The organism is Janibacter sp. HTCC2649, from assembly GCF_000152705.1.
Classification (GTDB): domain Bacteria; phylum Actinomycetota; class Actinomycetes; order Actinomycetales; family Dermatophilaceae; genus Knoellia.
Genome location: NZ_CH672413.1, coordinates 2,259,973 through 2,273,272 on the forward strand (window position 1 = coordinate 2,259,973; position 13,300 = coordinate 2,273,272).

Here is a 13,300-nt window from a genome sequence, read left to right on the forward strand (position 1 = left end):
GCGCCTCAGTTGGCGACGGTCAGACCGCGGGCCTGCATGGCCTTGGTCGTGTCGGCGTGGACCTCCGTGAGGGCCGTGGCAAGGCTTCCGGTGCTGACCTGGCCGAGGCGGTCGATGACGGCCTTGTCGGTGGCCGACATCGTCGGACCCCAGGTCCAGCTGGAGCTCACGGCTTCGTAGGACTTGGTGCCGACCGCGAAGATGTCCTGGCCACCGAAGAAGGCCGTGTCGAAGGACTTCTTGGCCACGGGGACCAGCTCGGGCGAGGCGGGGTACATGCTGCTGGCGCCGGTGGCGTACCACGCAGCGACGCCGGTGGGGTCCGTGGTGATCCACTTGATGAACTCGGCTGCCGCGGCGGGGTTCTTGGCGCCCTTGGGCACGATGAAGGACGAGCCGCCCCACATCGCCGAGGCGGGCTTGCCGTCCCAGCTCGGGAGCTCGGCCACCGCCCACTTGCCGGTCTGGTCGGGGACGGTGGCCTTGAGGCCGCCGGCGCACCAGCTCGCGCAGACGTAGCCGATCGTCTGGTTCTTCTGGACGCTCTGCCAGAACTCGTCGGCGTAGGTCGGGAAGGTGCGGACCTGGTCCTTGGCCACGAGGCCCTGCCAGTAGTTGGCGACCTTGGTGGACGGTTCGCTGTCGATGCCCACAGTCCAGGCGTCACCCTTGGTGCCGAACCAGCGGGCGCCGGCCTGCCAGGAAAGATCGGTGAGGATGTTGGCGTCGCCCGTGAGGAAGGCTCCGGCGCGGGCGTTGGGGTCGAGCGACTTCACCTTGGCCGTGAGGGTCGCGAACTCGTCCCAGGTCGTCGCCGGCTTGAGCTGGTGCTTGTCGAAGACGTCCTTGCGATAGAAGTAGAGCATCGGGGCGGCGTCACGCGGGATGCCCCACGTCTTCCCGCCGAGGGTGACGAGCTGCTTGATCGAGTCGGGGAAGGTCGTGTTGACGAGCCCTCCCGCAGTCGGGGTGAGGTCCTGGACCGCGCCGAGGCTGACGAGCTCAGGGAGGCGGGTGTACTCCGCGACCGCGGCGTCGGGCGTCGCGCCGGACTTCACCGCGTTGGAGAGCTTGGCGTAGTAGTCGGGGCCACCCGCCTGGGTCTCGAACTTCACGGTGATGCCGGGGTGCGAGTCGTTGAAGGCCTTGGCGACCGCATCCGATCCCTTGACGAAGGACCAGAAGGTGACGGCGCCGCTGGCCTTCGCGGTGGACCCGGCAGGTGCTGCCGCGTCGGTGCCGGTCGTGCTCGTGCCAGAACCGCAGGCGGTGAGCGCCAGGCCGATGACGGCTGCCGTGGCGACTGCCGCGCCGTTGCGCCAGTTCCTCATGTCGATCTCCATTCGTGGGGTGGGATTGGCAACATCATTCGATATCAGATGATGCCATGTCAAGAGATTGGTGAGAATTGGGTCGCCGACGTGCTCAGATTTGCTGTGTTCAAGTGATATCGTTTGGCCCATGAGCACCATGCAGGGAGACAAGCCACCGATGCAGGCCGAGGATCGCCACCGCGCGATCATCGAACTCGTCGCCGAGCGGGGAACCGTCACCGTTCGCGACCTCGCCGACGCCCTCGGGGTGGCCGCGGTGACCATCCGGGTGGACGTGCGCGAGCTGGCCAGGCGGGGACTCGTGGGCCGAGTGCACGGCGGTGCCACGCGGGTCCTCTCGCCCGGAACGCAGCGCGAGGGTGCTGGTGCCTCAACCGCAGGACGGGGCGCGGTGAACGGATCGGGACTCCCCGCGGTCGTGGCGGGAACCATGGGAGCCGAGCACCCGGCATACACGCTGGGGGTTGTCGTTCCGCACGCGTCGTACTACTACCCGACGGTGGTGAGTGGTGCCCGCGCCGCCGCCGAGGCACTCGGCGCGCGGCTCGTGCTCGGCGTCTCGCAGAACAACCTGGGCGAGGAACGCGCCCAGGTCGCGCGGCTGCTCGAATCCGGCGTCGACGGACTCATCCTCGCCACCCAGCAGGACCCCCAGCACTCCCCCGAGACGCAGGAGTGGCTGCGCTCGATTCCGGTGCCGGTGGTGCTGGCCGAACGTCGCGCTGGCCGCGAAGCGGGGCGCGTCGAACACGTGGCGAGCGACCACGAGCAGGGCGCGTTCGAGGCCGTGCAGCACCTTGCCGGCCTCGGGCATCGCAGCATCGGGCTGCTGGCTTTCGCCACGATCACCGCACCGCGGCTGCGCACCGGCTACGAGGCGGCGCTGTCTGCCCTGGGTCTGTCACAGCCCCCTGAGGGGATCCCCACGGAACTGCGCGACGACAGCCATCAGGAGATCGAACGGGTCGCCGATGTCGTCACTGAGGCCGTGCGCTCCGGCGATCTGGATGCGCTCATCGTGCACCACGACGTCGCCGCACTGCCGCTCGTGAGTCGATTGCGGCAGAACGGAATTCGCGTTCCGGAGGATCTGGCGGTGATGGCCTACGACGACGAGCTCGCAGCGCTCTGCGACCCGCCCCTCACGGCCGTCGCACCGCCTCGCGCCGAGGTCGGGACGAACGCCGTCATCCTGCTCGTGGAGCGACTCAAGGATCCGGACCGCCCGGTGCACCAGGTGTTGCTGCGGCCCAGGCTGCGGGTGAGGGGCAGCGCCGGCGAGACGTTGGCGAGCGCGGCGCCGTGACGGGTGGCAGTTGGACCGATCGTCTCGGAATCTGCTCGGTCACCCTGCGTCACTTGTCGCCCGCAGAGGTCATCGACGTCACACGCGACGCCGGGCTGCGCCGGATCGAGTGGGGTGCCGATGTGCACGCCCCTCCGACTGACCTGGGCCGGGTGGCCGAGGTGCGCGAGCTGACCCTGGCCGCGGGGCTGACGGTGGCGTCGTACGGGAGCTATTGGCGAGCCGGGGTTTCGCCCCTGGCTGAGCTGACCTCAGTTGTTACGGCTGCTTCGACCCTGTGCGCTCCGCGAATTCGGGTGTGGGCGGGTGAAATTGGCACGGACGTGGCGGACGGCTCGACCTGGGACACGGTCGTGGACTCTCTGCGCGAGGGCTGCGCTGTCGCTCGGGATCACGGCATCGAGCTCGCCCTGGAGTTCCACCCCGACACCCTCACCGACTCCGTCGACACCACGCTGGACCTGCTCGAGCGCGTGGGGGACGATGCCCTGCGCACCTACTGGCAGCCCCGCCTCGACGAGGAGACCGGACCCAGCGTCGAAGGCTTGCGCCGGCTGGTCACGGTGCTCGCCGGCATACACGTCTTCTCCTGGTGGCCGGGCGCGAACCGGCTACGTCTCCACGAACGCTCGGAGCTCTGGTCCGCGGTCGCCGACTGCCTGGTTCGCGACGCGGAGCCGTGTGACCTCCTGCTCGAGTTCGTCCCGGATGACGACCCGACGCTGGTTGCCGCAGAGACCGCCACGCTTCATGACCTCATCCTCGCCACGGTGGCGTAGGCCGGGCGTCCACACGTGACGTACCCCCGACCACGAGGGCCGGGGGTACGTCACTCTGTCTCAACCAGGTGCGCTCCGAAGGGTGTCGTGCCTCAGGACATCCGCCACGCCAGCCGGTTCCACCGGCTGGTCTCCCAGGTCATCGTCGGGAGGGACTGACAGTGATCCGCACCAGGTTGCGACCCTTGATCGCATAGAACTGGCCACGCTCGTCGACAGCTGCGCGTGGGATCCCGTACCACTCACCGTTGAGGTCGGGCACGAGGTCCGTGCGGGCGAAGGTCTGGGTGTCGAAGCGGAAGAACGCCTTGCTCGAGGCCCCGTACACCTGGCCGCGACTGACCAGGAGCGTGCCGTAGTCCGGCACCACCGATCCATGGTTGCCGCGATGGACGATCTGGCGGGCGATCAGGTCAACCACGAAGAAATCCCCGCCGAAGCACATGACGTACAGATGATCGCCGCGCACCGCCAGCCCGGTGATGCCCGTCGGCGCGCTCTGCGGGGTGAGTCGCCACAACTCTCGCTGGGAGATGGGGTCCCAAGCCACCAACGTTCCGCCACGGTTGTCCGTGGTCTGCCCGCCGAGGTAGGCGACGCCCTCATGGCAGACCACAGCACGCACCATCTGCCTGGCGTCGATCGGGTTGACCGCGTTGGTGGTCACGTTTGTGGCCGGGTCAAAGGTCATCACGGATCCGCCTTCCAGCGTGTCCGAGCGGAATCCGACCACTGCGACCCGGTTCACGTCGTCCCACACGATCTGGTGCGGCCGGTTCTGGTTGGGGTAGGAACTGGCAACCTTGCGCGCCCATCGATCATCGACGGTGGGATCGAAGGCCAGGATGCCGGCTCCGCTGTACTGCGCGAAGTACGCCACCCCGTCGCGGATCAGGGTGTCCTTGGCCTCGCCGGGGGCCAGGATGCGAGACTGCTTGCCGCTGGTGAGGTCGTGACGGGCCACCGCGTTGTTGCCCCCCACATAGACCGCTTTCGCGCCGGCGGCGACCGACATCGCCAACTGCGGACCGACCGGTGCTCCGCCAGCCACCAGGTCGTAGATCTTGCCCTGCGTGGTCACCGGGTCGATCTCGATGATCAGCCCGTACGCCGAGACCACCATCACCTTCCCGTCACGGATCCACAGGCCCCAGAGCTCACCGACATCCAGCCCAGCTGGCGTGATCAGCCGACTCGAGCCGTCGGTCAGCGAGTACTCCCGCACACCACCTGAGCCGGACCAGTAGAGCTTGTCACCGAGCTTCTTCGGCATCCGGCCGCCCGTTCCCTCAATGACCCGCTGTTGGGTCGGATCGGCCAGCTTGATGAACGCAAGCGCGGCGTAGGCCCCACCCCGGCAATGGACCAACAGCTCGTCACCCATGATCTCCAGCTCACGGATCTCGACCTTGCCCGCGAACTGCGGCGGCAAGATGGAACGCACTTCTCCGGTGGCCCGGTTCAGGGCGAACAGACCGGCCTTGGTGCTGGTCGGTGTGACTCCCTGGACCGCGCCGGTGCCGATGTAGACGGTGTCCTCGGTGGCCGCCAGGCTGCGGATCATGGGCACGTTGGGGTCCGGGGTGGCCACGACCGTGAGCTGGCCGGTCTCGGGGTCGTACTGCCGCAACTTGGGTCCGCGCTCCTGCCCACCGAAGTAGACCACCCCGTCGGGCGAGACCGTGATCGCGTAGGGGTCGAGCCCCGGGATGGCAGCGAGGTCCTCCTTGGGCGCCCCTGGCTTGGACAGGTCCAGTCGGATGAACCCGGGCCCGGGGGCGGTGGCGTACTCGCGGATCGCCGAGTAGACGTAGTGGCCCGCCGGATCTGCGGCCAACATCTGCGTGCTGATTCCGGGGCACGGCGTGATGCTGGTGACCTTCTCGGTCGTGAGGTCGTAGCCGACGATCCGCATCGGCTCGATGTTGCGGGAGGCGACGAAGACCTTGTCATTGCCGACCGGGATGCCGGCAGCCAGCGAGAAGTTCAGCACCGCGGGCCCCAGATCGTCGACGGTCACCCCCTCGGCGGTCGAGCTGGGGGCGGCCAGGGCAGAGCCGCTGGGGACGCCGGTAGCAACTGCCAGCCCTCCCAGAGCTCCCAGACCGAGTAGTCGGCGACGGTTCAAAGCGGGTGATGGGGACATCCGGAACACCTCTTCGTGTTGGCTTACCTGCACAGCGGGGTTGGTGGCCACTCGACAGATGCACCGTGGGGTGGTCGGGGTGTCGAGAGGCCGTGTCGACTGATCCGCCTCCGCGTTTCTGACGCGGCGACGGTGTCAGATATCACTCAATATCACTATGTCTCTCTGGTCAATAGTGATTTCACTTGATATCGGACACCGGGATGGGGCGAGCCGGCGAGCCCTACTGCAGCCCGGCGAGTGCTGCAGGGTGCGCGCCATTTCGCGCGCCCTGCAGCACTCGCCGGTGGTTGTGTTCACTTGCGGCGGTCGACCGCGATCCAGTTCGTCTCCCATGTGACGCCACCGTCGGCGGAGAACGCCTGGGTGAACTTGGCCCGATCCGGCCCCTGTCGTTCGACGATGAAGCGGACCTTGATCGGGCGGCCATCCAGCTGGTCATCGCCGAGGAAGGTGCCAACCCCGCCGTCGAACGTCCCGTAGACGGAGGGTGTGAGCATCCCGTCCCGCAGGTTCGCGAAGGTCGAGCTCCAACGCTGGGTCCCCGGTTCGAAGAGCCGGAAGTTGAGGGCCTTGACGGTCCCGGCCGCCCCGGTGAGCCGCAGTTCCACCACATTCGCGTTCCCGTCCATGAGTGGCTTCACGACGCTCGTGCCGTCGAACTTCAGCCACACGTCCTCGGTGTCCGACAGGGGTTCGGCCAGGACCTGGACGCTCGTGCGCCACGTCCCGATCTCCCAGTCGAAGGCCTGCTGCTGACCCCCGGCCGCCTGTTTCGTTTCTGCCGCTGACGTGGCTCCGGCGCTGTAGGTCGCCATGCTTGCCACGACGAACAGAGACAGGATCGTGGCCAGGATTCGCTTGCCATGCGTGGGGATCTTCGAGTGAATTGTCATGACCCGACTATCCGAACGGAGCAGGTCAATGGACAAGAAGGCACTTTCAGGTAACCCCTCGGCGGCACGCGCCAACCCCCTGCCCGGGTGTCCCATGGCCGCGGCCTTTGCCGCCGTCGGAGGCAAGTGGAAGCTGACGATCCTCTACTGGCTGGCCCACGGCGAGACCCATTTCGCGGGCCTGCGACGCCGCGTCGACCCGATCACGGCGAAGGTGCTGGCCGAGCAGCTGCGCGAACTCGAGGCCGACGGGCTCGTCCACCGCGACGAGACCGGTCCGGTGCCAGCGCCCGTCTTCTACGGCCTCACCGACTATGGGCTGACCGCGCTACCGCTCGTCGAGAGCGTCCGCGTTTGGGGCGAGGCCCACCTGGAACACACCGGCGCAGAGCAGGCCTGCGAAGCACCCAGGGGCTGCGCCCACGCCGTTGCGTGACACCACGCACGGCGCAGTGGACGTGTCCGTCGTCGCGACGCCTTCGTGGATCTGGTTTCCTGCCGCCAAGCCGTGGGCCCGGCACGTGGATTGCATGGAACACTGCCCACGAGGCCTTCACAGCGCCCTGCCACCACGCGTGCTGACCGGCTGACAGACCGTCCACGCGTGTTCATTGTTCAGCGGTGCGAACTGTGCCGCTGGGCGCACGAAAGTGAGCCATGACCGGGATCTCCCCTGAACGAGCGCGACCGCCCCATCCAGATGGGGTGCGGTCCCTCGATGAGCTCGCAGAGCGGCTGCAGGAGCTCCGGATCTGGTCAGGCCTGTCCTATCGCGCCCTGCATCGCGAGGTGGTCCGGGGGCGACGCGACCGTCGGATCGCCGAGACTCCCGCATTCGACACGGTTCACCGATGCCTCCAGCCCGGACGCAAGCGCGTCGACACGGAGCTGGTGGTCGACGTGGCGGCCGCCCTGCTCGGCAACAGAGACCTCGCCGCCCCATGGCGACAGGCCTGCCAAACCGTCGCGCAGGCAACGATGGGATCAACCCTCGTGGCGGTGACCGACACCATCCCGGTCGAGGAGATCGATTTCGTCGGTCGCGAAACCGAACTTGCCACGATCCTTGCCGCAGCCGGTGACCCCGGGTGTGTGGTGGCGATCGTGGGCATGGGCGGCATGGGCAAGACGCGGCTGGCCGTGCACTCCGCCCACCGCCTGGCCGGGCCGGACCAACGGGTCGGCGTCACCCTGTTCGTGGACCTCAGGGGCTACGACTCCGAGCGCCCACCGGCTGACCCGGGCGCCGTACTGAACGGGTTCCTGCGCCTGTTGGGTGTGCCAGCAGACCGACTCGCGCTGCTGGATGTCGATGCACGCCAAGCCCTTTTCCGAGAGCGCCTGGCCGGGCGGACTGCCGTTCTCGTCCTGGACAACGCGTCTTCGGGTGAGCAGGTGCTGCCCCTGCTCGCAGCGCGGGACTCCTGCCGCGTCATCGTCACCTCGCGGCACACGCTGAAGGGAGTCCACGCGACCGAGATCCAGCTCGACGCGTTCGACCCTGGGGATGCCGCGGAAGCCCTGCGTCGCGCTGCGAGCCCGGTGGCGGTGGACGGCAACAGCGCAGAGGTCCGGACGATCGTCGAGCTGGTCGGGGGGCACCCGTTGGCCATCTCACTCGTCGGGGCCCGAGTGCGTGCGACACCGGGGTGGACGCTCGCGGACCACGCGGTGCGGCTGGCGGAGGCGCGGCGGGCGGGGCGCCTGGACGCTGGTGTCGATGTTGCACTTGGCCTCTCCTACGACCGACTGGGGTCCACGACCAAACGCATGCTCAGGCTCATGGCCCTCCACCCGGGTCAGGACCTGGACCGCTACGCAGCGGCAGCCCTTCTTGGGTCCTCCCTCGCCGTCACCGAGGTGGCACTGCGTGAGCTCGTGGACGCAAGTCTCATCCGGCGATCGGAACTGGCGCGCTTCAGCCTTCACGACCTGGTTCGGATCTTTGCGACGCACCGCTCGCATGACGAGGAAGCGGCCTCGGCCCGTCGAGCCGCGATGACTCGACTCCTCAACTTCCACGACGCGGTGACGACGCAGGCTGCACCGCTCGTCAGTCCGCAGGTGACGTTTGTCGTCCCCGACCCTCCTGGGGTGTCGGACTCGCCAGCACCTGAGATCAGGGACCGGTCCGCGGCCCAGGGGTGGCTGGACTCGGAGTGGCGCAACCTCGTGACGGCGGCACTCGTCCTGGGTGTGACCGCGCAACCGCAGCACGTCGTGCGACTGTCCGCCCACCTGCAGCGTCACCTCGAGGTCGGCGGACACCTGCCTGAGGCCGAGGCCCTCCACACAGCTGCTGCCGCGATCGCGCAGGGAGCACCCCGGGCGCAGGCGCTGACTGCCATGGCCACCGTCTGCTTCCCCCTCGGCAGGCACCGCGCCGCAGAGAAACACCTGCGCGAGGCGCTGGCGATCTATCGGCGGTGGGACAACACGCAGGGGGAATGCAAGACGCTGAACAACCTGGGCCTGGTGCACCAGCAAACGGGTGATCACAAGGAGGCCCGTCGGCATTTCGAGGCGGCCCTGAGACTGGCTCCCAACGCCTTGCTGAAGAGCTTTCCGCTGGCGAACCTCGCGAAGCTGTCCGCGCGACTCGGTCAGCACGATCAGGCACTCGCTTTTGCGCGCCGGGCCCTCGCCGAGGCCAAAACCATCGATGACCCCACCCGGGTGGCACAGGGCCTGTTCACCGTGGGTGACCAACTGCGGCTGATGGGTCGCCTCGAGGAGGCCAGCGCCGCGCTGGGGCAGTCACTCGCACTCGCACGAGAGTCCCACTTCCCCTACTGCGAGGCCTTTGCCCTCAATGCCCTGGGCCTGATCCGGCTGGAGCTGGGCGAACCACGAGCGGCCGAGACACTGCAGATCGAGGCTTTGGACGTCGCGCGAGAGTTCGGAATCAGTGCCGTCGAGACCGTGATCCTCACCGCGCTGGGTAGCACACTGGAACATTTGGGGCGACCCGAAGAGGCGCTTGTCCACTACGAGGCGGCCCTGAAGCTCGCATCGGCCAACGGTGACCACCACCAACAAGGGCTGGCCGAAGACGGCATACGCAAGACAGGAGCCGCCCACCGGTCAGGCGTTGGCCACACCCGGCCGAGCCCCTCGACGTGAGCCGGCCGACGGCACCTTTCTGGCGCTCGCGACTTTGACCGACATTGACCGGAAACGCGAGCTGACGCGAGCCCGGCTCCCAGAGTAGGTCCTCCGACATCCGCACTGGAGGGCACGTGAAACCGCAGCTGAACGGCCTCGCCGACCACGGTGGAGATCCACTCCGACCACGGTTGAAGGACGTCGTATGGGGGCGATCCACGGATGCGGAACTCATCGTGGTCTACGACCAACGTGAACCCCTGGTGGTCAGCGACCCGGATGGAACGATCGAGCGATTCCTCGAGCTCCTCCAAGAGGGTTCGAGGAGTGTGCCCGAGCTGAGCCACGCCATGTCCAGCACGGGCGAGCCAGTCACCGTCGCGGACGTGTGGTCCGTGCTCGAGGTGCTTGATGCACACGGCCTGGTGGTGGACGGCTCACGGTTGGGCAGGTACGACGGCGAGCTCGCTGATCGACACTTCTCCAACCTGGCGTTCTTCGAGACGTTTGCCTCGCTGGCTGCGTCCCAGGAGGACCTGGTGGACCGCGTCCGCAGTTCCCATGTGCTGGTGCTGGGAACCGGAGGCCTGAACTCGACCACGATTCCGCACCTTGCCGGCGCGGGCGTGGGTCGCCTCACGGTGGCGGACAGGGATGTCGTGGAGGCCAAGAACTTCGCCCGCCAGTACCTCTACGCGTGGGAGCAGATCGGCCGCCCCAAGGTGGAGGAAGCGGCCCGGTGGATCCGCCGGTTCGACCCCACCATCGAGGTCGAAGCCCGCCACCTCGATGTGACGGGCACGGCCAGCGTCGCGGCCTTGTTGGACGAGCTCTCCCCAGACCTGGTGATGTCGGGCATCGACACTCCTCGGGAGGTCGACCTGTGGGTCAACGACGCCTGCATGGCCAGGGGAGTGCCGCTGGTGCGAGGCGGCATGGGCATCTCCACGGCGGGAGTCTGGTCCGTGTGGCCCGATCACAGCCCGTGTCGCCGCTGCCTTGCCATGCAGGCCGACGCCGTGAACGCCTCGGCGGCCGAGGGGGCCGCCGAGGTGACAACGCGCGATGACGTGCATGCGCTCGCTGCCCAGCGAATCAGTGAGGGACGAACGCGGGTCAACCGCGGGATCGGTCCGATTGCGGGGTTGATCGGCAGCTTCGCCGCGTTCGAGGTCCTGCGCTACCTCACGGGCTACGAGGAGCCGCAGTATGCCGGTCGGCTCCTCAACATCGACCTCAAGAACGGGTGCGCCACCACGGTTCGACCGTGGGAGAAGGTGCCGACGTGCGCTGCCTGCCTTGGCCGGCAGTCCTCCCCTGAGGAACCAGTGGGCCGTGAACGAGTGCTGGCCCACTCCACTGCTTCCGGGTGACACACCCGTGAGGACGTTCGTATCCAACACGAAGGGAGGTGCCCTCATGAAGCTCGAGATCCGCAAGGTTGAGAACACGCGTCTGACCTACTTCATCCCCGACTACGACAGCTGACCACGTCGTGCGGCCCCCGAGGACCACTCAGGGGTCCACAGATCAGCTGAAGTCCTGTCTTGGGAGGTGGATTCCATTCCGCCTCCCAAGACAGACTCAGGAAGGCACACGATGGCGATCGACAGCGCCAGCACACAACCCGACACCACGGTCCCGTCCCTGGACCAGCTCCGCCCAGGACTGTCCCGGGTCGTGGTGGCTGAGGACGGCGACTCGTCCATCGTCGGACGTCCTGACCTCAATCTCTTCCTCGCCGTGCCCCTGGCCGGTGGCGCGTTCGTCACTGCGCTCCAGGAGACGGGCTCCATTGAGCTCGCCACGACGCGCGCGGAGGAGGTGGCCGACGCGCCCGTTGACGGAATCGACTTCCTCAGGGGCCTCGTCGAGACCGGCCTCTTCGACGACGCCGCGTCAGAACTCGCTGTCGCTGGGGGCGGCGAGGCACGACGTGAAACCAAGTGGCTCGAGGGCGTTTCGCAACCTGTCGCCAAACGCTTCTTCGGACGAGCCGCCTGGTCGCTGTACGCCGCGGCGGCACTCGGCGCCACCGTCCTCATGGTCCTCGTCCCTGACCTTCGGCCGCACTCCAGCAATGTGTGGTTCCTGGAGGACAAGGCCCTCTCCAGCCTGGTCCTGGTGGCACTGGCACTCGGCCTGACTGCCGTGCACGAGGCCTGGCACTGGCTGGCCGGCCGAGCCGCGGGAGTGCCAGCGGTGTTTCGCGTGAGTCGCCGTGGCGCCTTCCTGGTGTTCGAGACCGACGTGAGCCAGCTGGTGACCATCCCCCGAAGCCAGCGTTCCGGCGTCTACCTCGCTGGCATGGCCGTGGACAGCCTGAACCTGTTCCTGACCCTGGCTCTTCAATGGGCTGCGCTGAGCCACGGGGGACCCTTTGCGACGGGCCTGGCCGGCCTCCTGGGCGCCATCGCCTTCGCCCTGGTCGTGGGCATCGGGCAGCAGTGGGCGCTCGTCTTCCTTCGTTCCGACGTCTACGCCCTCTTGGCCAACGTTCTGGGATGCCACAATCTCTATCGAGCGACGTGGCTCGCCGCCAAGGCACGGCTGTGGCGCCTGACCGCAGAGGACCGCGAGGAACTGGCGAGCATCAGTGAGCATGACCGTCGCGTGGGTCGATGGTTCGGCCTGGTCTACGTCGTCGGGTGTCTCATGGTGGGTGCGTTCCTGATCTGGTGGGTCTTCCCCTTCCTTGAGGGCATGGCCCGCTGGCTCGTACCGGTGGTGAGCGCCGGTGATGTCGGCAGCACCGAGTTCTGGACGGCACTTGCGCTTCTCGCGTACTCCGCGACGGTGTGGATCGCGCCGCCGCTGCTGGCGCTTCGGGAGCGACGCCTGCGCAGGCAGGGCCTGCTTCTCTGAGCCCGGCAGAACGCCAAACCCCCAGCACACGAGTAAGGCCCCGGTTCGCTTTCGCGTTCCGGGGCCCCATACGTCTGTCTCAACAGAGTGCGCCCGAAGGGATTCGAACCCCTAACCTTCTGATCCGTAGTCAGATGCTCTATCCGTTGAGCTACGGGCGCATGTTGCACGCTTGGCGCAACGATCGGCAAGCATACGCGAGCACCTGCCCACCTGAGAAATCCGTTGTATGCCGCCCGCTCCCCTGCCGTTTCCGGCCCGCCTGTCACACCGGGCTGAGAGGGTCGCGGCATGCCGAGTGAGAACGTCATGCGCATCCGCAGCCCCGAGTTCCAAGCCATGTCCGAGCGGGTCCTGCGCGTCACCGAGCTCACGTCGCGCCTCAACGTCCTGCCCTTCGATGACGACGCCGGCAAGGCTGAGCTGTTCGAGCAGATTCTGGGGCGGCCCGTCCCCGCCGGAGTCACGATCCATCCGCCGTTCTTCACCGACCACGGCCTGAACCTCGACCTCGGCGAACGCGTCTTCATCAACCAGAACTGCACGTTCCTCGACCACGCCGGGATCCGGATCGGCACGCGCACGATGATCGCCCCCAGGGTCACCTTCATCACGATGGGCCACCCGGTCGACGTCGAGGAGCGCCGCGAGTGGCTCACGGGCGGCCCCATCGACGTCGGTGAGAACGTCTGGATCGGCGCCGGAGCCACGATCCTGCCGGGTGTGAGCATCGGGCGAGATGCCGTGGTCGCCGCAGGAGCCATCGTCGCGGACGATGTGCCGGCCGGAACACTGGTCGCCGGACCCAAGGCGACCGTCACCCGGAACGGGTGACACGGCATACCCACTGTGTATGCCGTTCAGTTGCC

General features: G+C 67.6%; 10 protein-coding genes and 1 tRNA gene. 7 read left to right on the forward strand and 4 right to left on the reverse strand.

The window, feature by feature from the left end; all coding sequences use genetic code 11:
* Positions 1-5: 5 nt before the first annotated feature.
* Positions 6-1,331: an ABC transporter substrate-binding protein gene (locus JNB_RS10825; protein ID WP_040884644.1), complete on the reverse strand. Its 1,326-nt coding sequence runs from the start codon at positions 1,329-1,331 to the stop codon at positions 6-8.
* Positions 1,332-1,461: 130 nt separating this feature from the next.
* On the opposite strand from JNB_RS10825, the gene JNB_RS10830 reads away from it, so the two are divergent.
* The gene (locus JNB_RS10830; protein ID WP_009776506.1) at positions 1,462-2,640 is read left to right on the forward strand and encodes a substrate-binding domain-containing protein; all 1,179 of its coding nucleotides are present in this window, start codon (positions 1,462-1,464) and stop codon (positions 2,638-2,640) included.
* A gap of 53 nt (positions 2,641-2,693) precedes the next feature.
* Positions 2,694-3,419 (forward strand): sugar phosphate isomerase/epimerase, encoded by a 726-nt coding sequence (locus tag JNB_RS10835; protein ID WP_237700647.1) that lies wholly within the window; start codon positions 2,694-2,696, stop codon positions 3,417-3,419.
* 139 nt (positions 3,420-3,558) lie between these two features.
* On the opposite strand, the gene JNB_RS10840 is transcribed toward JNB_RS10835, so the two are convergent.
* Entirely contained in the window at positions 3,559-5,565 is a 2,007-nt protein-coding gene (locus JNB_RS10840) for a hypothetical protein (protein WP_040883714.1), read from the reverse strand.
* A gap of 296 nt (positions 5,566-5,861) precedes the next feature.
* The gene (locus tag JNB_RS10845; RefSeq protein ID WP_009776509.1) at positions 5,862-6,461 is read right to left on the reverse strand and encodes a hypothetical protein; all 600 of its coding nucleotides are present in this window, start codon (positions 6,459-6,461) and stop codon (positions 5,862-5,864) included.
* Positions 6,462-6,489: 28 nt separating this feature from the next.
* On the opposite strand from JNB_RS10845, the gene JNB_RS10850 reads away from it, so the two are divergent.
* The 4 genes from JNB_RS10850 to JNB_RS10865 all read left to right on the forward strand — a co-directional run bounded on the left by JNB_RS10850 (position 6,490) and on the right by JNB_RS10865 (position 12,431).
* Positions 6,490-6,897, forward strand: coding sequence for a helix-turn-helix domain-containing protein (locus JNB_RS10850; RefSeq protein ID WP_202795226.1), 408 nt, complete (start codon positions 6,490-6,492; stop codon positions 6,895-6,897).
* Positions 6,898-7,166: 269 nt separating this feature from the next.
* On the forward strand, positions 7,167-9,584 hold the full coding sequence (locus JNB_RS10855; RefSeq protein WP_009776511.1) for a tetratricopeptide repeat protein: 2,418 nt from the start codon (positions 7,167-7,169) through the stop codon (positions 9,582-9,584).
* Positions 9,585-9,700: 116 nt separating this feature from the next.
* Positions 9,701-10,939, forward strand: coding sequence for a ThiF family adenylyltransferase (locus JNB_RS10860; RefSeq protein WP_009776512.1), 1,239 nt, complete (start codon positions 9,701-9,703; stop codon positions 10,937-10,939).
* Positions 10,940-11,165: 226 nt separating this feature from the next.
* On the forward strand, positions 11,166-12,431 hold the full coding sequence (locus tag JNB_RS10865; protein ID WP_009776514.1) for a hypothetical protein: 1,266 nt from the start codon (positions 11,166-11,168) through the stop codon (positions 12,429-12,431).
* 88 nt (positions 12,432-12,519) lie between these two features.
* On the opposite strand, the gene JNB_RS10870 is transcribed toward JNB_RS10865, so the two are convergent.
* Positions 12,520-12,592, reverse strand: a tRNA-Arg gene (locus tag JNB_RS10870).
* Positions 12,593-12,722: 130 nt separating this feature from the next.
* Between JNB_RS10870 and JNB_RS10875 the strand changes: the two genes are divergently transcribed.
* Positions 12,723-13,265, forward strand: coding sequence for a sugar O-acetyltransferase (locus JNB_RS10875; RefSeq protein ID WP_009776515.1), 543 nt, complete (start codon positions 12,723-12,725; stop codon positions 13,263-13,265).
* The last annotated feature ends 35 nt before the right edge of the window (positions 13,266-13,300 follow it).